Source organism: Aliiroseovarius crassostreae (assembly GCF_049803815.1).
Taxonomy (GTDB): domain Bacteria; phylum Pseudomonadota; class Alphaproteobacteria; order Rhodobacterales; family Rhodobacteraceae; genus Aliiroseovarius; species Aliiroseovarius crassostreae_A.
Genome location: NZ_JBNAGI010000001.1, coordinates 345,054 through 365,889, shown reverse-complemented (window position 1 = coordinate 365,889; position 20,836 = coordinate 345,054). Strand labels below are relative to the sequence as shown.

Annotated in this window: 20 protein-coding genes and 1 pseudogene; 11 read left to right on the top strand and 10 right to left on the bottom strand. The window is 60.1% G+C overall.

Annotated features, from left to right (window positions below):
• Positions 1–53: 53 nt before the first annotated feature.
• The 8 genes and pseudogenes from ACP15V_RS01770 to ACP15V_RS01735 form a co-directional block, all read right to left on the bottom strand.
• Positions 54–698: an SDR family NAD(P)-dependent oxidoreductase gene (locus tag ACP15V_RS01770; RefSeq protein WP_424941965.1), complete on the bottom strand. Its 645-nt coding sequence runs from the start codon at positions 696–698 to the stop codon at positions 54–56.
• Positions 699–779: 81 nt separating this feature from the next.
• Positions 780–1,265: a DUF1178 family protein gene (locus ACP15V_RS01765; RefSeq protein ID WP_424941964.1), complete on the bottom strand. Its 486-nt coding sequence runs from the start codon at positions 1,263–1,265 to the stop codon at positions 780–782.
• Between the two features lie 60 nt (positions 1,266–1,325).
• Positions 1,326–1,766: pseudogene (locus tag ACP15V_RS01760) on the bottom strand (VOC family protein).
• A 59-nt stretch (positions 1,767–1,825) separates the two neighbouring features.
• Positions 1,826–2,326 (bottom strand): NUDIX hydrolase, encoded by a 501-nt coding sequence (locus ACP15V_RS01755; protein ID WP_424941963.1) that lies wholly within the window; start codon positions 2,324–2,326, stop codon positions 1,826–1,828.
• A 170-nt stretch (positions 2,327–2,496) separates the two neighbouring features.
• Entirely contained in the window at positions 2,497–3,348 is an 852-nt protein-coding gene (locus tag ACP15V_RS01750) for a type II CAAX prenyl endopeptidase Rce1 family protein (RefSeq protein WP_424941962.1), read from the bottom strand.
• Positions 3,349–3,478: 130 nt separating this feature from the next.
• Complete coding sequence (metG, locus tag ACP15V_RS01745; protein ID WP_424941961.1) at positions 3,479–5,194, bottom strand: methionine--tRNA ligase; 1,716 nt, start codon at positions 5,192–5,194, stop codon at positions 3,479–3,481.
• 361 nt (positions 5,195–5,555) lie between these two features.
• Positions 5,556–6,884, bottom strand: a complete 1,329-nt coding sequence (locus ACP15V_RS01740; protein WP_424941960.1) for an Hsp70 family protein — start codon at positions 6,882–6,884, stop codon at positions 5,556–5,558.
• A 69-nt stretch (positions 6,885–6,953) separates the two neighbouring features.
• Positions 6,954–8,174 carry an MFS transporter gene (locus ACP15V_RS01735; RefSeq protein ID WP_424941959.1) on the bottom strand — a complete coding sequence of 407 codons (1,221 nt, stop codon included), beginning with the start codon at positions 8,172–8,174 and terminating at the stop codon, positions 6,954–6,956.
• 218 nt (positions 8,175–8,392) lie between these two features.
• On the opposite strand from ACP15V_RS01735, the gene ACP15V_RS01730 reads away from it, so the two are divergent.
• The 5 genes from ACP15V_RS01730 (at position 8,393) to ACP15V_RS01710 (ending at position 12,747) form a co-directional block, all read left to right on the top strand.
• Positions 8,393–9,487 carry an ABC transporter ATP-binding protein gene (locus ACP15V_RS01730; RefSeq protein WP_424941958.1) on the top strand — a complete coding sequence of 365 codons (1,095 nt, stop codon included), beginning with the start codon at positions 8,393–8,395 and terminating at the stop codon, positions 9,485–9,487.
• A 159-nt stretch (positions 9,488–9,646) separates the two neighbouring features.
• A complete protein-coding gene (locus ACP15V_RS01725; protein WP_424941957.1) occupies positions 9,647–9,868 on the top strand; it encodes a twin-arginine translocase TatA/TatE family subunit in 222 nt (73 codons plus the stop codon).
• Between the two features lie 77 nt (positions 9,869–9,945).
• Complete coding sequence (gene tatB, locus ACP15V_RS01720) at positions 9,946–10,713, top strand: Sec-independent protein translocase protein TatB (protein ID WP_424941956.1); 768 nt, start codon at positions 9,946–9,948, stop codon at positions 10,711–10,713.
• The gene (tatC, locus tag ACP15V_RS01715; protein ID WP_424941955.1) at positions 10,710–11,669 is read left to right on the top strand and encodes a twin-arginine translocase subunit TatC; all 960 of its coding nucleotides are present in this window, start codon (positions 10,710–10,712) and stop codon (positions 11,667–11,669) included. The genes tatB and tatC overlap by 4 nt, the downstream gene beginning before the upstream one ends.
• Before the next feature lie 217 nt (positions 11,670–11,886).
• Positions 11,887–12,747, top strand: a complete 861-nt coding sequence (locus ACP15V_RS01710) for an ATP-binding protein (RefSeq protein ID WP_424941954.1) — start codon at positions 11,887–11,889, stop codon at positions 12,745–12,747.
• Between the two features lie 155 nt (positions 12,748–12,902).
• Here the strand turns inward: ACP15V_RS01710 and serS are convergent, their stop codons facing one another.
• Together serS and ACP15V_RS01700 are read right to left on the bottom strand one after the other, a co-directional pair.
• Positions 12,903–14,210 (bottom strand): serine--tRNA ligase, encoded by a 1,308-nt coding sequence (gene serS / locus ACP15V_RS01705; protein ID WP_424941953.1) that lies wholly within the window; start codon positions 14,208–14,210, stop codon positions 12,903–12,905.
• 101 nt (positions 14,211–14,311) lie between these two features.
• Positions 14,312–14,515 carry a hypothetical protein gene (locus tag ACP15V_RS01700; protein ID WP_424941952.1) on the bottom strand — a complete coding sequence of 68 codons (204 nt, stop codon included), beginning with the start codon at positions 14,513–14,515 and terminating at the stop codon, positions 14,312–14,314.
• Between the two features lie 757 nt (positions 14,516–15,272).
• On the opposite strand from ACP15V_RS01700, the gene yajC reads away from it, so the two are divergent.
• The 6 genes from yajC to ccmB all read left to right on the top strand — a co-directional run bounded on the left by yajC (position 15,273) and on the right by ccmB (position 20,753).
• Entirely contained in the window at positions 15,273–15,602 is a 330-nt protein-coding gene (yajC, locus tag ACP15V_RS01695; protein ID WP_424941951.1) for a preprotein translocase subunit YajC, read from the top strand.
• A gap of 78 nt (positions 15,603–15,680) precedes the next feature.
• On the top strand, positions 15,681–18,314 hold the full coding sequence (gene secD / locus ACP15V_RS01690; protein WP_424941950.1) for a protein translocase subunit SecD: 2,634 nt from the start codon (positions 15,681–15,683) through the stop codon (positions 18,312–18,314).
• Complete coding sequence (locus ACP15V_RS01685; RefSeq protein WP_424941949.1) at positions 18,307–19,071, top strand: TSUP family transporter; 765 nt, start codon at positions 18,307–18,309, stop codon at positions 19,069–19,071. The genes secD and ACP15V_RS01685 overlap by 8 nt, the downstream gene beginning before the upstream one ends.
• Before the next feature lie 12 nt (positions 19,072–19,083).
• Positions 19,084–19,434, top strand: a complete 351-nt coding sequence (locus tag ACP15V_RS01680) for an Mth938-like domain-containing protein (RefSeq protein WP_424941948.1) — start codon at positions 19,084–19,086, stop codon at positions 19,432–19,434.
• Between the two features lie 9 nt (positions 19,435–19,443).
• On the top strand, positions 19,444–20,100 hold the full coding sequence (ccmA, locus tag ACP15V_RS01675; RefSeq protein ID WP_424941947.1) for a heme ABC exporter ATP-binding protein CcmA: 657 nt from the start codon (positions 19,444–19,446) through the stop codon (positions 20,098–20,100).
• A complete protein-coding gene (gene ccmB / locus ACP15V_RS01670; RefSeq protein WP_424941946.1) occupies positions 20,097–20,753 on the top strand; it encodes a heme exporter protein CcmB in 657 nt (218 codons plus the stop codon). The genes ccmA and ccmB overlap by 4 nt, the downstream gene beginning before the upstream one ends.
• Positions 20,754–20,836: the final 83 nt, after the last annotated feature.

The following is a 20,836-nucleotide window of genomic DNA, read 5'->3' as shown; positions in this document are numbered from 1 at the left end:
CCGAGGGGCAGCGCCCCTTTTTTCCCCAGCCGCAAACTCAACCAGCCGCAAACTCAATATGGGTGCGGATGCCCGTCCCAGGTCTCAAACGCGCCCGTACTTTCCATCGACAGCGCGTCAAACCGCTCCACCAGTCCGGCACAGGCCTCTTCCACGGTGATATCCGCCTCCTCTCCGCCCATATCGGTCTTGACCCAGCCGGGGTGATAGATCCCCACCGCAACCTTCTGCGCGGCCAGATCCGTGGCCAGATTGCGCCCCAGGTTCAGGACCGCCGCCTTCGAGGCGCGGTAAATGTAACTGCCCCCGGGTGCTCGGGTCTGGCTGGCCATGGTAGAAGAAATAATCGCGATTTTCCCTTTTGCTGACAAGAGGTTGGGCAAAAGGGTTTGCACTGTCTGAAAGACGCCGGTCACATTGGTGGCAAATGTGTCTGCCCATTGCTCAGCCGGATATCCGTCACTCAGCCGTTCAAATTTGTCGAGATACACACCGGCGTTGCAAATGAGCAGATCAACGGGGGCGTTGCCCACGGCCTCATGCAGCGTGGCAAAGCTGTCCGGCACGGTCACGTCCAGCGCCACCATGCCATCCTTGCCGCCCCGCGCGGTGCCGATCACCGTCTCACCCCGCGCCAGATAGCGGTCATACAATGTCCGTCCGATGCCCCGATTGGCCCCTGTGATCACCACGCGCATGTCACACTCCCGATCCTGCCGATACGTCGCCAAGGTATCAGAGGACGCGCACCAGGTCACGGGTCACATATGGGTCACGGATCAGTTGGTTTTGCGGGTGGGGGTGAAGGGCAGGGGCAGGACCGGCACACCCTCTTCCAAAAGCTCCTTGGCGTCTTCCAGCCTGGCTTCACCGTAAATCGCCCGCTCCGGGCTGTCGCCCAGATGCATCGCGCGCGCCTCTTGGGCAAACTTGTCGCCCACATAATCACTTTCCGCCTCGACCTTGGCCTTCAACTCGGCGATCTGGCGCGCGATTTCCGGGTCGGGCGCTGCCGCCACGGGGGCAGGGGCAGAGGGGGCGGCTGGCGCAGGGGGGGCTGGCATGGGCTCCGATGGGACCGGGGTCGCCACCGCGTTGCGCGACGGGCGCACTCTCGGGGCCATCAGCGATTTCGCAACCTTGGTCGATCCACACTCCGGACACGACACCATCCCCGCCGCCTGCAGACTGTCAAAGGCCTGGGCGTTCTGAAACCAGCTGTCAAACCCGTGGTTCTGGTCACATTTCAGGGCGTATCGGATCATGTCGGTCCCATATCAAAGCGTTCTACAATATGGAAGTGCGGGGCGGTTATGGCAAGAGGGCTACGCATCACGCCCCGGTTCCTGCGGATTATTCGAAAACACCGCGATCTTATTGCCCTGCGGGTCGCGCAGATCTCCCACGTAAAACGTCGCGCTGTAAGCCGTGCGAAACCCCGGCGCGCCGTCATCGGTGCCACCGGCGGCGAGGGTAGCGGCATGAAGATCACGCACCTCTTGTTGCGTCCGCGCGTCAAATGCGACCATGGATCCGTTCCCGGCCAAGGCCGGTTGCCCGTCAAAGGCCCGTCAAAACTGTGTTTCACATAGAAATCCGGCTGTGACGCAGGTCGACCCTTTGTGGCAGGCCGCGCAAAGCTCAACCCCGTCGGGCTTTCCTCCAGCACATATCCCAGAGCGGTCCCCCAGTGCGGGCAGAGTGGCGTTGTAAAACGGCTTTGCGCGGGCCATGTCATCCATACCAACGGAGATATATCCGATCATGGGGGTCTTTCCCTGCCATTGTCCAGCACGCCCGATGCGACGCGGCACGGGTGCGTGCCTCAGCCCCGCAACAGCTTGGGGTCAAACGCTTTGATAATCTGGCGCAGCTCCGGTTCGCTGACCATTTGTGCCGCTTTCTTCTGGCTCATCCATTTGCGGCGGCGCTGCCCGGCCTCGGGGAAATTTTTCAGCAGCCGCTTGACCTTGAGCGGAAAGACCGCAACGACACAGGGCAGTTTTTCGCCCGCGTGCCCCTTGTCATAGGCGTAAAACCCCAGCACCTGATGGGACAGCTTGCCCATCGCCCCCGCCTCTTCATAGGCTTCGGTGGCCGCAGCGCCCGCAGGGGTTTCGCCATCCATCGGCCAGCCTTTGGGAACAATCCATCGCCCACTGCCGCGCGAGGTGATCAACAGGATCTCAACCTTGCCATCCTTGATCCGGTACGGCAGCGCACCAAACTGCGTGCGCACCGACCGTTTGTCGGACAGTGAAAGCCGGATCGGTTTCTGTTTTCCCTTGGCAATCGACAATTTACTGCTGCCTTTGCTGTCGCCCATTCTCTTCTCCCCCTAATGTTCCGGGGATTGTCTTATCTTTTCTTTAAGATAGCGCGAATTTGCACCAAATCCAAGGCAAAGCCTGCGTGAAGGCGCCTATATCGTGGCAGATGTCCGGCGAGCCACAAGATAGGGGTCCACGTGCAGGCCGAAAAATGACAGGGCGCCCATCACCGCAGCGGGACAACCCGCGTGACCGCATCCCCACGCATAAGCATCGCTTTGCGACAGGTCAGGGCAAGGATCGCGGCCACTCCCACCAAGATCCAGGTGTCATAAGGTTGTGCATCGGGCCAGAACGGGTTGATCAACTGCCAGTGAAACATCATAGGCACAAACAGGCTGCCCCGGGCGGCGTTGAAGATTGGGGTGACCAGCACCGCAAGGGTGACATTGCCAATGAAAAACGGCAGGAAATTCCAGTCGGCATAGACCGTGCTGGCCAGGTAGAAAGCGGGCAGGTGCCAGAGGCCCCAAATACAACCAATGATCCCCCCCGCCAAAAGGGGGGGCATATGGCGTTGCAGGATCGGTTGCGCCACCCCGCGCCAGCCAAATTCCTCAACCGGACCCAAAAACAGCATCATGACCAGAAAGGCCAGGGCGACGCCAATTCCTTGCGGCGGCAATGGGGTGATCAGACCCCCGCCTTTGATCAGCGATCCGGCCATATAGACAAGCGGCACGCCAACCAGAATGAACAGCCACCAAAGCATGGGCATCCGCCACAGCATCAGGCGCGACAGAAAGGCACGCAGCCCGGATGTCCCCGTATACAGCGCCACCAAAACCAACGCCGACAAGGCGGGCCCCCATGTGGCGAGGAAGTAGAGCGGATGATCCCCGCTGAGCCTGCCAAACCGCGCCGACATCGCGTCGGGGAAGATGATATAGCTGCCCACAATGGTCCAAGACAGGGCAAAGGTCAGCGCCAGAAATGGCACAAGGGCAATTGTCGGAAGGTCGCGATCTGCCGGGGTGTCATGGCGACCCATCTCGCGCTCCTTGATCAAATTGGTCATACCCAAAGCTGGCCCTGAACGGAAAGGCGGACCATGACCTGCATCAAGTGCCAGTGGCTCGAAAAGCAAAAGCCGTGCAGCGGGGCACGGCTTTTGTCGGCAAATCTGTGTGAGTTTCCGGATCGTCAGATCAGTCGCGCGTGCCCGCAAACCGTTCCTGCCAGCCTTCGCGCTCTTCGTCTGAAATCTTGGCAAAAAGGTTGTCCGGCACGGTAAACTCGTGCCCGGCTTCAAGCCGTGCAAGTGCCTCTGCCACGTCACCCGGCCACTGCATATCCACCTTCATCGCCTCAGAGAGTTTTTCTGCCGCATCCGGGATGAACGGGGCCGACAGCACCGCGTAGAACGGGATCAGGTTGAGCGCCAGACGGATCTGCGCCGCCGCCTGATCGGGATCGGTTTTGAACATGGTCCAAGGGGCCGCAGTTTGCAGATATTCATTGCCCGCGACCCAGATGCCACGCAGCTCTTGTGCCGCCTTGCGCACATCCATCGCTTCCATATGGCCCTCGTAAGCGCGCAGTTTCGCGCCCAGATCGGCGATCAACGCGGTTTCTACTTCGCCGTATTCTCCACCTGCCGGCACGGCTTCGGAAAACTTCGAGCGGCAGAATTTGGTCACGCGGCTGACGAAATTGCCCAAGACGTCCGCCAGATCCTTGTTCACCGAGGCCTGGAAGTTTTCCCAGGTAAACTCGCTGTCCGAATTTTCCGGCGCGTGGGACAAAAGCCACCAGCGCCAGTAATCCGCGGGCAGGATCTCCAGCGCCTGATCCATAAAGACGCCGCGCCCCTTTGAGGTCGAGAATTGCCCGCCATCATAGTTCAGATAGTTGAACGATTTGATGTAATCGACCAGCTTCCACGGCTCTTCCGACCCCATGATCGTGGCCGGGAAGCTGAGCGTATGGAACGGCACATTGTCCTTGCCCATGAACTGTACGTAGCGCACGTCATCGGCACCCTTGTCGGTGCGCCACCAACGCTCCCAGAACTCCGGCCCTTCGCCCTTTTCATCGGCCAGTTCGGCTGTGGCGGCGATATATTCGATCGGCGCGTCAAACCAGACGTAAAAGACCTTGCCTTCCATGCCCGGCCAATCCTGATCGCCGCGCTTCACCGGCACCCCCCAGTCCAGATCGCGGGTGATGCCCCGATCCTGCAGCCCATCGCCATCATGCAGCCATTTCTTGGCAATCGAAGTGGTCAGCACCGGCCAATCGGTCTTGGTGTCGATCCACTGATCCAGCTTGTCCTTCAACTTCGACTGCCGCAGATACAGGTGCTTGGTCTCACGCACTTCCAGATCGGTTGACCCGGAAATCGCCGAGCGCGGGTTGATCAGATCGGTCGGGTCCAGCTGCTTGGTGCAGTTTTCGCACTGATCCCCACGCGCGCCGTCATAGCCGCAGTTCGGGCATTCGCCTTCGATGTAACGATCCGGTAGGAACCGCCCGTCGGCGTTGGAATAGACCTGCTTCTCGCTGACTTCCTCAATATAGCCATTCTCGGCCAGCTTGCCCGCGAAATGCTGGGTCAGCTTGTGGTTCTGCGGGCTGGATGAGCGGCCGAAATTGTCGAAAGACAGGCGGAACTGATCGGCAATCTTCGCCTGAACCTCGTGCATCTCGGTGCAAAACTCCGCCACCGGCTTGCCGGCCTTGGCCGCGGCCAGTTCAGCAGGGGTGCCGTGTTCGTCCGTTGCGCAGATAAACATCACCTCGCGCCCCCGCCCCCGGTTGTAACGGGCATAAAGATCGGCGGGCAACTGGCTGCCCACAAGATTGCCGAGGTGCTTGATCCCGTTGATGTAGGGGATCGCCGAGGTGATAAGAACGCGGTTCATGTGCAGTTATCCGTATATTGACCGTCATGAGGGCAAATTCAGGTTCGCGCCAGAATTTTTGCCTGTCTACGCGGAAATTGTGCAAAGGACCAGAGGGCAGTGACAGGTGCCATCAAGCGGCTTTGCCCCTCAGACGTCAATCCTGGGCTCCGTCCGTTCTTCGGGCAAATTGATCCCCAGGTCGATCCCCAGGACCACTTCCGGGACGCCCTCGACCCCCGGATAATTACCGACCAAAGATGGCCCGAGGGCACCGCGTGAGCCTGCCATCTTTGGTCCCGAAATATCCCGGGGTGAGGCCGTCAGGCCGAGGGGCAGCGCCCCTTTCGAATGTGATGTCTGGGTGATCGTCTATCTGCGGTCATTTGGATTTCGACACCACCGCCAGCCCGTCCACCACCGCGGTAAACGCCTCGGACCGTTCGATGCGCGCTGCGGGGCAGGTGGTGGTGACGGTGTTTTCCACCAGCCGCATCAGGCTCGACCCGCCCACAAGGATCGCGGTGTCGATCTGCGCGGGCATCACACTTGCATCCATCAGGGTCTGGTAAATCGCGCCGGTCAATGCCGCGTCAAACCCCGCGCCGGGGGCGGTCAATGCGGCAGACATGCTGCCGGGTGTGATCGGCGCCGACAGACCGCGTTCAATGAACCCCATCTTGATGTCTGATTTGGTCGGAGCGTCTTGTCCGGCGCTGCCCCCTTTGCCATTGGCGGCGATTTTGCCATCTTCCACTGCAAAGGCCAGCTCATGCCCCAGCCGCTGGGTGATCACCTCTTGAAGGCGCGCAACCTTCTGAGGCTCGACGGCATGGGCCAACAGATCCTCCACCTTCCGCTCGGTCTCGCGCCCGTAAAGAAACGGGATCTTGGCCCAGGTGGCGAGATCCTGGAAGATCGCGTTGGGCATGGGCAAAAGCTCGTCCCCAAAGGTGCGCTTAAGCTGCCCGCCATGGCCCAGCAGCGCCATCACATGCGCCATGGAGATCTTCTGGTCAAAATCGGTGCCGCCCAGCCGGATCCCGTGGCTGGCGAGGATCTCGATCTGGCCATCGCGGGTGCGGAACACGGTGAAATCCGAGGTGCCGCCGCCGATGTCGATGATCAACCCGATCTGGTTTGCGCTTTGCTGTGCAGGCCCCAAGCCGTGACAGGCATGGGCTGCCGCTTCGGGTTCATAACGGAAATCGACCTGATCAAACCCGGCGGCGTGATAACAGGCGCGCAGGTCGTGCTCGGCCTGGGTGTTCTTGTCGTCATGATCCGAGTGAAACCGCACCGGCCGACCCGACAGGACCCGGGTGAAGCGTTGTCCTGTTGCGGCCTCGGCGCGGGTCTTCACCGTGACCAGAAAGGCGGTGACCACATCGGCCAATGTCTGGCGTTTGCCCCCCAGAAGGCGGCTTTCGTGAAACAGCGGATCGCCCAGGATCGACTTCAGCGCGCGCATATAGCGCCCCTCATCGCCGTCGATCAGCGCGCGGGCCGCCGCACGGCCCACCAGCATCTCACCGTCCTCCGTGGGGAAAAACACCGCCGTTGGCAGGGTATCGTGAGCGCCTTCAACCGGGATGCGCCGGATCTGGCCCTCTTGCAGCAGGGCAAGGGCGGTGTTGGAGGTGCCGAAATCGACCGCAAGAACGGGGCCAAGATCGGGCGCGAACAGGTAAGAGGATGGGGTCGCAGACATGCACACTATCCTTCGGAATGAGAAAGAGCGCGGTGCTATCGGTTCATGCCCGGCCTGTCAACAATACCGTCACTTGTCCCGGAGCCGCCCAAACAGCCGCCCCATCGAAAACGAGGTGCGCGGGGTGTAGGTATAAGGGGTCTTGTGCGCAACCGTCGGGCGCGCGCGCATCCGGGTCAGGCCAAAGCCGATCAGCCCGAGATGACCCAGTGCCACAAAGGCAAACAGCGCCGGGGGACCAAAGGCCGCAATCAGGCTCGAAGACACATAGGGCGCGGCAATCGCCCCCACCGCATAAAAGAACATCAGGGCGGCGGACAGCTCGACCCGTTCCTCCGATGTGGCAAAATCATTCGCGTGGGCGGCGGAAACAGAAAAGATCGGGAAGGTGGTCAAGCCAAAGAGCCCGGCGGTCAGGAAGGCCATCTGCGTGCCCATATCGCTGGCTGCCACCGTCAATGTGCAACTGAGGATCGCCGCGACAGACAGCCAGATCAGCACCCAGCGCCGGTCATATTTGTCAGCCAACCACCCCGCAGGCAGCTGCGCCAGCGCGCCGCCCAACACAAAAGAGGCCAGGAACCATGCCAGTTGCCCGGTCTGAAGCCCCACTTCCTGACCGTATACAGGCCCCACCATGCGAAACGCGGCGGAGGTCACCCCGGCCACCACACAGCCGATGGCCGCCAGAGGCGAGCGGTGCCAGGCCAGACCGGGCCGCAGTCGCGGCGCGTCGGGTGTTTCCGGCTGGCTGGCGCGGGTCAGGGTCAGGGGCAGGATCGCGGCGCAGCAAATCAGCGCCAGCAGGTTGTAGCTGACATAATGGGCGGGCTCCAGAACGCCGATCAAAAGCTGTGCAGCCAGCGATCCCCCCATATCCACCGCACGATAGCCGCCCATGGCGCGGCCCCGCGTTTCATTGGTGATCTTCGCGTTCATCCAGGCCTCGATCACCGTGTAGGCCCCGGCCACACACAGCCCCGAGGCAATCCGCATCACCGCCCAGGCATAGGGGTGAATGACCAGCATATGCGCCAAGAGCCCGATCGCCCCGAGCGCTGTGAACACCGCAAAGGCGCGTGAATGGCCCACGGCCCCCATCAGTCGCGGGGCCCACCAGCAGCCGATGAAGAACCCCACAAAATGCGCCGAGCCCAACAGGCCGATCTGCGCGGTGGTAAAGCCCAGCGTCAGACCCGACAGCGCGTCCAACGGCCCCACGCCGCCTGAACTCAGCTGCAGCAAGATCACCGAGAGAAGCAGGGCGGTGAAGGAAATCAGCAGGCGCATGAGGCTTCCTCGGGGCAAACTGTGCGGCAAACAGTGGAACAAACAGGGTATGACCTGACGCCCAAACTTGCGGCCAAGACGCTGGGCTGCATGCCTGTCTGCGACAAAACTTCGTCGTTTCCTGGGCTCTGGTGTCTTGCAGCGGGGTGGGGGGGCTGTTATCCCGGCTGAAACCCGATGCAATCCGTCGGGAATTGCCGTTTCACGAAAGGCCGCCCATGCTGGATGCCAACACAACCACCGCCGCCCGGCTAGAGATCCGCAACCTGGAACGCCAGTTCGGCGGGCAACAGGTGGTGCGGGGCATATCCTTGCGGCTGGAGGCGGGGCAGGTGACCTGCCTGTTGGGCCCGTCCGGTTGCGGCAAATCCACCACCCTGCGCATCATCGCGGGCGTGGATCAGCAGGATGCGGGCGAAGTGTGGATGGATGGCGAGATGGTGGCCGGGCCCGGGGTGTTTGTGCCACCGGAAAAACGCCATATCGGCTTGATGTTTCAGGATTTTGCCCTGTTTCCCCACCTGTCTGTCGCCGACAATGTCGCCTTCGGCCTAAAGGGATCACGCACCGAAAAACGCCTGCGCGTGCAGGAGCTTCTGGAGAAGGTCGGTTTGCTGCGTTTCATCGACAAGTTCCCGCATGAACTGTCGGGTGGCGAACAGCAACGGGTGGCGCTGGCGCGCGCCCTGGCCCCACGCCCGTCGATCATGCTGATGGACGAGCCGTTTTCCGGGTTGGACAACCGTCTGCGGGATGGGATCCGCGATGAAACGCTGACGCTTTTGAAGGAAGAAGGCACCGCCGTTGTGCTGGTGACGCATGAACCGGAAGAGGCGATGCGCATGGCCGACCAGATTGCACTGATGCGCGATGGGGTGATCGTGCAGCGCGGCGCGCCTTATAATGTCTACAATTCCCCGGTCGACAAAAAGGCCGCCGGGTTCTTTTCCGACATCAATGTGATTTCCGGCGTGGTCGAAGGCGCGCTGACCGACACGGCCTTTGGCCAGTTCCTTGCCCCCGGCATGCCCGATGGCACCAGGGTGGACATCGTGATCCGCCCGCAGCACCTGAAAATCGACTTCGACCGGCAGGGCAAAGGCCCCAACCCAACCCCGGCCCATGGGGTCTGGGCACGTGGCGAAGTCACCCGTGCGCGGTTCATTGGCAAGGAAAGCCTGGTGGAGTTCGTGATGCAGGATGGATCGAAACTCAGCGCCACCGTGCCGTCGGTCTTCCTGCCCAAACCCGGCACCCCCCTGTGGATCGCCATCCGCCGCGACCGCTGTTTCGTCTTTCGCGCAGACGGGTGACCGGTTGTCGCCAAGGCGGCCTTTTGTGAAACGATGGCGGCAATCGCCCTTTCTTGCCGCATTTTTCGCTTTCGGGCTTTGATATTTCCCCGCAAAGGAATACATATCTCTCCTGAATGATATGAAGACGGCACTGCCCGTCTGGTGAGGGAGACACTTATGCTCAACAATATCGGCCTTCCCGGCCTTCTTCTGATCGCAGTTGTGGTTCTGGTCCTGTTTGGCCGGGGCAAGATCTCGTCGCTGATGGGTGAGGTTGGCAAAGGCATCACCGCGTTCAAGAAAGGCGTGGATGACGGCAAGCGAGAGATCGAAGATCAGGCTTCTGAGGCTGCCAAAGACGTCACCCCCGAGAAAGAAGAAGACAAGGAAAAGGCGTAAGCCGCAACCGGCCTGGGGGCAGGGGGCGCGGATCCCACCTGCCATGAAACCGGGCAACCTGTTGGGGGGCGCTGCCCATGTTTGATATCGGGTTTACCGAGCTGTTGGTGATCGGGGTGGTTGCCCTGATCGTGGTGGGTCCAAAAGACCTGCCGCAGATGTTTCGCACCTTGGGGCGGTTCACGGCCCGTGCCCGCCAGATGGCGCGCGAATTTAGCCAGGCCATGAACGAAGCCGCCGATGAAAGCGGCGCCAAGGATATCGCCGGCACGCTGAAAGGTGTGGCCAACCCGAAATCCATGGGGCTGGATGCGCTCAATCGTGCCGCAGACGGGTTCGAGAAATGGGATCCCTCCAAGGCGCTGCGCGACCAGAAGGCGGCGGATGAGGCGACCAAAACGCCCGAACTGTCGGAAGAACGCGCCGAAGTGGCCCGCAAGATCCACGAAGCCACCGCCAAAGCCGCGACCGAACAGAAGGCCCGCGAAGCCGCCGAGATTGCAGACGGTCCAACCGATCCGGTGGCGAAGAAGACGGCCCCCAAGAAAGCAGCCCCAAAGAAATCGGCTCCGGTGAAACGCTCGACCGGCAAAGGCAAGGCGAAAGCGGCAGATGCGGCGGCGGGGGATGCGGCAAAATCCACCCCTGCCAAGACACCCGCCGCTAAGAAACCAGCGGCGAAAAAAGCCCCGGCCAAGAAAGCGCCCGCCAAGAAAGCGCCCGCCAAGACGGCTGCGAAAACCACTGCAAAAGCAACCGCTAAAAAGGCACCCGCCAAGAAAGCCGCGCCCAAGAAAGCGGCCAGCACGCCCACCAAACCCTCTGGGGATGCATCTGACGCATGACAAAAACCGACGAGATCCCGAACGAGATGCAAGACGACACGCAGGACGATATTCAGGACAGCTCTGCGCCCCTGATTGAACATCTGGCGGAACTGCGCACCCGGCTGATGCACTCTGCCATCGCCTTTATCGTGGGCATGGTGATCTGTTTTACCGTGTGGAACCCGATCTTCAACTTCCTGACCGACCCGCTGTGTCAAACCATGGCCGAACGCGGGCAGGCGGATTGCGGGCTGATCCTGATCAAGCTGCAGGAAGGCTTCTTTGTCGCGGTGTCGATCTCGCTGTTTGGCGGGCTGATCCTGTCCTTTCCCTATATCTCCTACCAGATGTGGCGCTTTGTGGCGCCCGGGCTATACAAGTCTGAAAAGAATGCGTTTTTGCCCTTCCTGATCGCCAGCCCGGTGATGTTTTTCCTGGGCGCAAGCTTTGCCTTCTACGTGGTGATGCCGCTGGCCTTCGACTTCTTCCTGGGCTTCCAGCAGACGGGCGGCGTGGGGGAAACCGACGTACAGGCCTCGATCGATTTCCAGGGCTCGGTGCAGGAATACCTGCGCCTGACGATCAAATTTGTCGTGGCCTTCGGGCTGTGTTTCCAACTGCCTGTGCTGCTGACCCTGATGGGCAAAGCCGGGCTGGTGTCCGCCAAAGGGCTGGGAGAGGTGCGCAAATACGCCGTGGTGGGCATTCTTGTGCTGGCCGCGCTGGTGACGCCGCCCGATGTGATCACCCAGGTGATCCTCTTTGTGGTGGTCTACGGCCTTTATGAAATCTCGATCTTCCTTGTCGGCCGGGTCGAGAAAAAGCGCGAAGAAGATCTGCGCGCGCAGGGCCTGTGGTTCGAGGATGATGATGACGAGGCTGAAGACGACGAACTGATGGCCGAGTTTGACGAAGACGAGGCCACCGAAATCGGTGATGAGGCCGGGGATGAAGGCACCGACAAAGGCAAATAATCCCTGACAATGACACAACAAAAAGCGCGCAGCCTTCATGCGCGCTTTTTCTTTTTCTGATGCGGCTGAACAGACGGGAATCGGACCAAGAAGAACGGCTTTGCCCTATCGGTGAAAACTTTAAAGTTTTGCCCTTCACCCTTTAAAGACTTTAAACTTTCCGCATTTCCCCCTTTAAAGAGTTTAAACTTTTGTTTGGATCGCAAAGGAGCTCCCCATGGCGGCCACAGGCACGGATCAGACCCTCATGACACGTATCGCCGAGGCACTGGAACGCATGTCACCCGCCCCTTTGGCTGCCCCGGATTTCGGCCTGGCCGATGCCTTTGTCTGGCACACCGCGCCCGACCGGTTGGAACCCGTGCCCCGCGTGAACCGGGTGGCCATTGATCTTTTGGTCGGGGTGGATCGCTCACGCGATACGCTTTTGGAAAACACGCTTCAATTTGCCCGCGGACTGCCCGCCAACAATGCGCTTTTGTGGGGGGCACGGGGGATGGGGAAATCCTCGCTGGTCAAGGCGGTGCATGCGGAGGTTCTGGCGCGGGGGGAGGCGCTGAAAATCGTGGAATTACAACGGGAAGACCTGCATTCCGTGGCGCGGCTTCTGAACCTCCTGCGCGGCTCTGAACACCGCTTTCTGTTGTTCTGTGATGACCTCAGCTTCAGCCATGACGACCAGCATTACAAAAGCTTGAAAGCGGTGCTGGACGGGGGCATCGAAGGGCGGCCCGACAATGTGGTGTTCTACGCCACCTCAAACCGCCGCCACCTGATGCCGCGCGACATGATCGAGAACGAACGCTCCTCGGCGATCAACCCGTCGGAAGCGGTGGAAGAAAAGGTCTCGCTGTCGGATCGGTTTGGCCTGTGGCTGGGCTTTCACCCCTGTTCGCAAGATGAATATCTGTCAATGATTACAGGTTATTGCGAGGCCTATGGCGTTGACGTTGACGCTGATACCCTGCGCGCCGAAGCGATTGAATGGCAGGCCACACGGGGCGCGCGATCCGGGCGCGTGGCGTGGCAATATTTCATCGATCTCGCCGGTCGCAAAGGCGTTTATTTGGCTGGATAAAACGCGCTCGGCCAAAGCCTCGCGCCGCGCAGCGGCGATGGCTCATCTTCGATGAGCCTGTGCCTCCGGCGGGGATATTTTTGTCCAGAAAATGAAGACATGAAAAAGCCCGGTCAATATGGCCGGGCTTTGGGTTTCTTTATGTTGTCAGGGGGTTAAGCGAGGACGCCTTCCGCCGTGATCCGGGTTTTTCCGCGCAGATAGGGGTGCAGCGCATCGGGCAGGTCAACCGACCCATCCGCCTGTTGGCCGTTTTCCAGCACCGCGATCAGGGCGCGGCCCACAGCTAGGCCAGAGCCGTTCAGCGTGTGCAGGAACTGGGGCTTGCCACCCTCATTGGGTTTGTAACGTGCGTTCATCCGGCGCGCCTGGAAATCACCACAGGTCGAGACCGAGCTGATCTCGCGATAGGTGTTTTGACCGGGCAACCAGACCTCGATGTCATGGGTGCGTTTGGCGCCAAAGCCGATGTCGCCGGAACAGAGGTTCACGGTGCGGTAGGGCAGGTTCAGGCGTTCCAGAATGTCCTCGGCACAGCGCGTCATACGGGCGTGTTCGGCTTCGGACAGTTCCGGCTTAACCACTGAAACCATTTCAACTTTTTCAAACTGGTGCTGGCGCAGCATGCCCGCTGTGTCGCGCCCCGCGCTGCCCGCTTCCGAGCGGAAACATTGGGTGTGGGCCACGTAGCGGCGCGGCAGGTAATCCTCAGAGACGGTTACGCCATTCACGATATTGGTCAGGGTCACCTCGGCGGTCGGCACCAGCCACCAGCCATCTTCGGTCTTGTAGCTGTCTTCGCCAAATTTCGGCAGTTGCCCGGTGCCATACATCATCTCTTCCTTGACCAGCACCGGCGTCCAGGTTTCGGTCAGACCGTTTTCTTCGGTGTGCACGTCCATCATGAACTGGGCAAGCGCGCGGTGGGTGCGGGCGACAGCACCCGACAGCACCATAAAGCGCGAACCGGAGAGTTTGGCGGCGGTTTCAAAATCCAGACCCGCCTGCACGGCGGGCAGCTCGTAATGTTCCACAGGTTTGAAATCCATCTCGCGCGGGGTGCCCCAGCGGTTGATTTCCACGTTGTCGTCTTCGTCTTCGCCGTCCGGCACATCGTCATACATGATGTTGGGCAGGCCCATCAGGATGTCGGTCAGTTTCGCGTCGAGCTCTTTGGCTTGCTCAGCAGCTTGCTGAATCTCACTCTTCTGACGTGACATATCATCCATCAGAGTAGCCAAGAGCATTTCGTCCTCTTGGGATCTATTTTTGTTGGCTTTCAGCACGCCGATTTGCTTGGCTCCAGCATTTCTCGCGGCTTGCAGCGCCTCTGCTGCTTGTATTGCATCTCGGCGCGCACCATCCAGCGACAGCACTTCACCTGACACACCATCAAGGCCCCGACGGGCCATCGCGGCGTCGAACGCATCAGGGTTGTCACGGATCAGGCGAATATCATGCATGTCATTTATCCTTAAACTGCGGCCTGTCTGGGCCTATCGCCCATATGCCAGTTTGGGCGCGGCAGGGGAAGGGGGGAGTTAGGTGTTGCGGTGTTCGCCAATCATCGAGTGTGTGTGTTGCGCGAAAAAGGAAATCGGAGTTGGAACTTCGGGTGGCGGCCTATTTCCCAAATAAATCTTCTCATGATGGTCAGGAAGTAAAGTGTCATCACTATCAGCACGCCGTTACCGCCGATGAATTGAGCTGATAGTACCATGAGCAAGAGTGCAACTAGCGCCAAGCTGACTTCGGTGGCAAATTTCATCAAAGATGGATGGCGCCAAAGGAGTTTTCTGTAAGCTCTAAAGAAACTAGGCAGAGCGCGGGGTGCTCCTATGAACGTGCTTTCATCTATGCCCTCATATTGTTGATCATTGCCCAGAAGGTCAGCCCGCATTAAGCGAGAATTCTGTATGATATGCAGAACGAATGCCACAAATATGAATATGACGAATAGCAATTTGTATTCGAAGCCAGTTGCCGCCCATATGCCAGTGGCAGCGAGAACAATGATTAGGAGATGAAAACTGGTAAAGTAGGTCCTGTTATTTGATGACATGTTGTTAGGTCCCGACGCCGACAGCCAATTGGATTCGCACCTTCTAAGTGTTGCTTTTGGTTTATCTCAACTTCGCTTTGAAGATCCAAAAAATTGCTTCGCAAACAAGGTCATTTCCCGCCAAAGCCTAGGGTTGCATAGTCCTAGAAGCAGGATGAAACAATAGATGGGCCTGCCTTCGAAAAAGGCTACGTAAAGCGCAAGTAGCATCATAGTGATCAAGAATACGACACTAAACGTCGATGGTGTTTTGACCTCGCCGCTCATTTATCCCCGCATAAGTTGTTTTCCCCACAAAACACCATCCCCCACCGCCTGTCACCTGCCGTCTTTTCCCCAGCCACAAACCTTCCCTCTCTCCCTTGCTGGACAAGCCATTGGCCCCCATATAGGGTGCGCGCCAGACAGGTGGGGTGCGGTCGTGATGACCCGTGGTGCGCCCCCGGAAGAAAAGGAAAATAAGATGTTTGCAACTCCGGCTTTTGCTCAGGCTGCAGGGGGTGCCGGTGGCGGTATCCTGAACTCGATGCTGATCCCCATGGTGCTGATTTTTGCGATCATGTATTTCTTCATGATCCGTCCGCAGCAGAAGAAGATGAAAGAGCATCAGGCGATGCTGGGGGCGCTTCGTCGCAATGACAAGGTGGTCACCCAGGGCGGTCTGATTGGCAAGGTCACCAATGTGAAAGACGAAGCCGAGGTCGAGATCGAGATTGCCGAGGGCGTGAAGGTGCGCGTTGTGCGCTCGACGATCGCGCAGGTGGTGTCGAAAACCGAACCGGTTGAGGGTTAACACCTTCCGACGCGGCCCGGGAATGCCCCCCGAGGCCGCGTTTTCCTTTTGATACACGGGCAAAATCGGGCAGGCATCATGCTGCAAATTCCTCTTTGGAAACGACTGGTCATTTGGGGTCTGGTGATCCTGGGCCTGTATTTCGCGTCGCCGAACGGGTTTTACACCCGCGTGGAAACCCATAATGACGCGGTGAAAGCCATTGAAACCACTGGCGCCACAGCCGAACTGGAGGCGGACCGCTCTGCCTGGCCCGATTGGGCGCCCAGCGGGCTGGTGAACCTGGGGCTTGATCTGCGCGGGGGCGCGCATTTGCTGGCCGAAGTTGAGGTTGAGGATGTGTACGGCGCGCGCATGGATGCGATGTGGCCCGAGGTGCGCAACCTGCTGCGCGATGATCGTGACACCATTGGCACCATTCGTCGCCAGGACAGCAAGCCGGATGAACTGCGGGTGAAAATCTCGCGCCCCGAAGCGTTGCCGGAAGCGATTGCAAAGGTGCAGACCCTGGCGCAGCCGGTGGTCAGCCTGCAAGGTGTCGGGTCAACCGATATCGAGGTGTCCACGGGCCGCGAGGGCGAGTTTGTTGTGACCCTGTCAGAGGCAGAGCGCATTGCCACCGATGACCGGACCATCCTGCAAACCCTTGAAATCATTCGCCGCCGTGTCGACGAGGTGGGCACACGCGAGCCGACCATTCAGCGTCAGGGCCGGGATCGGATCCTGATCCAGGTGCCGGGCATTGGGTCGGCGTCCGAGTTGAAAGAGATCATCGGCAAGACCGCGAAGCTGACCTTCCACCCGGTGGAAAATCGCACCTCCAATGCCAATACCGACCCGGGCGCGCGCAATGTGCTCTACCCGTCGATGGACGAGGAAGGCATCTATTATGTGCTGGAGCAAAGCCCGGTTGTGACGGGGGAAGAGTTGAACGACGCGCAGCCGGCCTTCGATCAGAATGGCCAGCCTGCGGTGAACTTCCGCTTCAACGTCTCTGGCGCGCGCAAGTTCTGTGACTATACCGGCGCCAATGTGGGTGCGCCGTTTGCAATTGTGCTGGATGAAGAGGTGATTTCGGCCCCGCGTATCAATGAACAGATCTGTGGTGGGTCCGGCATTATCACCGGTAATTTCTCGATCGAGGAATCGACCAATCTGGCGATCCTGCTGCGTGCCGGTGCCCTGCCAGCCGAACTGACCTATGTGGAAGAGCGCACCATTGGCCCGGAACTGGGCCAAGACAGCATTGATGCAGGTAAAGTGGCCTCGATGGTGGCCTTTGCCGGTGTGCTGATCTTCATGGGGATGGCCTATGGCTGGTTTGGGATTGTGGCCAATGTGGCGCTCATTCTGAACGTGGGCATGATCTTTGGCCTTCTGTCGATGATCGGGGCCACGCTGACCCTGCCGGGCATTGCCGGGATCGTGTTGACCATCGGTATGGCGGTGGATGCCAATGTGCTGGTGTTTGAACGGATCCGGGAAGAGCTGAAAGCGGGCAAAGGGCCTGCGCGGGCGATTGAGCTTGGCTATGAAAAGGCGCTCAGCGCCATTCTCGATGCCAATATCACCACCTTCATCACCGCTGTGATCCTGTTTGTCATGGGCTCGGGCCCGGTGCGCGGATTTGCCGTGACGCTGGGGCTGGGGATCATCACCTCGGTCTTCACCGCGATCTTCCTGACCCGCCTGATGATCGTGATGTGGCATGAGCGCAAGGAACCCAAGACGCTGGAAATCAAGGGCATTCGCCTGGCCCCGCAGGGCCGCGTGTTTGATTTCTTCAAAAACACCATTGCGACCCTTGGGGCGTCTGGCCTGGCGATGATTGCATCGATTGTCCTCTTCTTCGTGATTGGCCTAAACTTCGGTATCGACTTCCGTGGCGGCACCACAATCCGGACGGAATCGACCCAGGCCGTGGATGTGGGCGCCTATCGCGATGCGCTGGCCCCGCTGGGGTTGGGCGACATCTCGATTGTTGAGGTGAACGATGTGAACTTCCGCGCGGATCAGCATGTGAGCCAGATCCGCATCGAAGCCCAGGAAGGCCAGGAGGCGATGACGCCTGAGACCATGGCGCTGATCGAAGGGGCCTTGTCGGGTGTCGATCCGGCGATCACTTTCCCGTCGGTGGAATCGGTGGGCCCGAAAGTGTCGGGCGAGCTGATCCTGACGGCGGTCTATGCGGTCCTCGCGGCGATTGCGGCGGTGTTGGTCTATATCTGGTTGCGGTTCGAATGGCAGTTCTCGCTGGGGGCTGTGGCGGCGCTGGTGCACGACATCGTGCTGACCATCGGGGTGTTTGCCCTTCTGGGTATCAAGTTCGACCTCGCGATCATCGCGGCGCTTCTGACAATCGTTGGCTATTCGCTGAACGATACCGTGGTTGTGTTTGACCGGGTGCGCGAAAACCTGCGGCGCTACAAAAAGCTCGACTTGAAGGAAGTGCTGAACCTGTCGATCAATGAGACGCTGGCGCGGACCTTGATGACCTCGCTCACCACGTTGATTGCGCTGATCGCGCTTTACGTGCTGGGCGGCGACGTGATCCGAGGTTTCGTCTTTGCGATGATCTGGGGTGTTGTGGTCGGGACATATTCCTCGATCTTCGTGGCCTCGGCCATCCTGCTGCGCCTTGGTGTGAAGCGCAATTGGGACAAGACCGAAACCAAGGATCTTGGCAACGAGTTCGCCAATATCGATGCCTGATATCTTTGTCCAAGCCCTGGCCCTGCCAGGGCTTGGATGGTTGCTGGCCGCGGCTTTTGTGGCCGGGCTGGTGCGCGGCTTTGCAGGGTTTGGCACCGCGCTGATCTTTCTTCCCGTCGCCTCGCAGGTCGTTGATCCGGTGGCCGCCGTGGCGGTGCTGATTGTCATGGACATCATCGGTCCGATGCCAGCCATACCCGGAGCGCTGCGTGATGGTCACCCCAAGGATCTGCTGCGACTTCTTGGCGGGTTGGTCTTGATGTTGCCCGTCGGGCTTGCCGTGCTCTTTGCGGTTGACCCGTCGGTCTTCAAACTGGGCGTATCCGTGATCAGCCTTGGCATGGTTGGCCTGTTGGTGTCCGGGTTTCGCTATCACGGCATGTTGACCCCAAGGTTGGTCTGGGCCACCGGTGGCATGTCGGGCCTGTTGGGGGGCGCCGCTGGCATTCCCGGCCCGCCGGTCATCCTGCTTTATATGGCGTCCACGCATCCTGCCCGCGTGATCCGCGCAAATAACACAGCCTTTCTGTTTGCCTTTGACATCCTGATGTTGATCGGATTTCTGGCGCTGGGCCGGTTGATCGGCCTGCCGCTTGTACTGGGGATCCTGGCCACATTGCCCAACCTTCTTGGCAATCTTCTGGGCAATCACCTGTTTCGCCCCGGCTTGACCGAACTTTACCGGCGGGTTGCCTATCTTATCATTGCGGGTTCGGCGGTGTCGGGCCTTTATTCCATCCTCACCAGCCAATCCTGACAGGAGAGCGCCATGCAGTTTCACGAAGTCACGTTTGATGGGGCGACCCCGGTCGATGGCTATGGCCCCGGCTTTTTCCGTATCGCGGATGAGGTAACCCACGGCCCGATCCTGCTGACCGCCGCGCGGCTGATCAGCTGGGATGGCAAAGACAGCGCCCCGATCGAGGCATTGGCAGGGGAGATTGATGTGCTGTTTTTCGGCACCGGCCCTGAAACCGCCTATGCGCCCAAAGCCCTGCGCGAAGCGCTGGAAGCCAAGGGCGTTGGCGTGGAACCCATGGCCACCCCCGCCGCCTGTCGCACCTATAATGTGCTGCTGGCCGAGGGGCGGCGCATTGCCTTGGCCGCACTTCCGGTCTAAGCCAAGCGTATGAAAGATTTGCCCCGTCATAACGCCCGACTCGCGGCCGAAAACCTGACCGTCACCCGGGGTGGCGTGCCGATCCTGCAAGGGGTGAGTTTTGCGCTCAATCCCGGTGAGGTGCTGATCCTGCGCGGTCCAAACGGATCTGGCAAAACAACGCTTCTGCGGACCTTGGCCGGGCTGCAACCCCCGCTGGTGGGCGAGGTGCAGGCGGAGCCGGAAACCATCACCTATGGGGCGCATGCGGACGGGTTGAAGGCCACGCTGACGGTCGAGGAAAACCTGCGCTTCTGGGCGTCGGTGCATGGGCAGGAGGATATCTCCGCCGCGGTCGAAGGCTTCAATCTGGCGGGGCTGGTGGAACGCCCCTCGGCCAACCTGTCGGCCGGGCAGAAACGCCGGTTGGGGCTGGCGCGGCTTTTGGTGACGGGCCGACCGATCTGGCTCTTGGATGAACCCACCGTGTCCTTGGATGTGCCGTCCGTTGGGCTGTTTGCCGATGCGGTACGCGCCCATCAGGCGCGGGGCGGCGCGGCCCTGATTGCGACCCATATCGACCTCGGTCTGGAGGCGGCGAGCTTTGACATCGGCCCCTTTAAGGCCGACCCCGCCACCGCCAGCGACCCGGCCCATTCCGACGGTTTTGATGAGGCGTTCCTATGATTGCACTTTTGATCCGGGACTTGCGGCTGGCGATGCGCGCCGGAGGCGGCTTTGGCCTTGGTCTTGCGTTTTTCCTGATCGTTTCAACCTTGGTGCCGTTCGGCGTCGGCCCCGAAGGCGATATCCTGTCGCGCATCGCGCCGGGGATTTTGTGGGTGGGCGCGCTTTTGGCCTGCCTTCTGTCGCTGGACCGGATCTTTCAGCTCGATTTCGAAGATGGCTCGTTGGATCTGTTGGCCACGTCCCCGATCCCGCTTGAGGGGATCGTTGCGGTGAAAGCGCTGGCGCATTGGCTGGTGACGGGCCTGCCGCTGACCCTGGCCGCACCGTTTTTCGGCGCGCTGATGCAGCTCGAAAGCCCCGGGTTTTCGTGGATCTTCATCACGCTTTTGTTGGGCACCCCGGCGCTGTCGATGATCGGGGCCTTTGGGGCCGCTCTGACCGTGGGGTTGAAGCGCGGCGGGCTTTTGATGTCGCTTCTGGTGTTGCCGCTTTACATCCCGACGCTGATTTTCGGGGCTGAGGCCGCCACCCGCGGCATGGCCGGGTTCGCCGCCACCACACCGCTGTTGATGATGGCGGGCATCACCGCAGGCTCCATCGCCCTGCTGCCATTTGCCGCCTCGGCTGCTTTGCGTGTTAATCTTAGATAGGCCTGAGATAAATCAAGTCACCCGCTTGTGACCTGGGTTAGTGTTGCGCCCAGACCTGCCACCGATTATGGGAGCCTTAGAGG